Origin of the sequence: Paraburkholderia sp. SIMBA_027 (assembly GCF_046535315.1) — a bacterium.
Lineage (GTDB): Bacteria > Pseudomonadota > Gammaproteobacteria > Burkholderiales > Burkholderiaceae > Paraburkholderia > Paraburkholderia tropica.
Genome location: NZ_JAWRWY010001749.1, coordinates 1 through 230, shown reverse-complemented (window position 1 = coordinate 230; position 230 = coordinate 1). Strand labels below are relative to the sequence as shown.

General features: G+C 63.5%; 1 protein-coding gene. It reads left to right on the top strand.

Annotated elements, in window-relative coordinates; translation table 11 throughout:
• Positions 1–230, top strand: a 230-nt coding sequence (locus SB764_RS45155) for a transposase domain-containing protein (protein ID WP_410867456.1), incomplete at both ends; no start/stop codon positions are given.

The window sequence follows — 230 nt, the reverse complement described above, 5'->3', positions numbered from 1 at the left end:
CTGGCCGAGCGGGATCTGGAAATCGAACGACTCAAGGCGCAAATCGACAAACTCAAACGCATGCAGTTCGGCCGCAAGTCCGAGAAACTGGACCGGCAAATTGCGGAACTTGAGACCCGACTGGAGGATCTGACCGGCAGCCGTGGCGTGGCCGAGACGCGCGAAGCGCAGGCCGGCAGCAGCAAGGCGAGCGCGAACCGTGCTTCACGCGAGGCGCTGCCGGAACACCT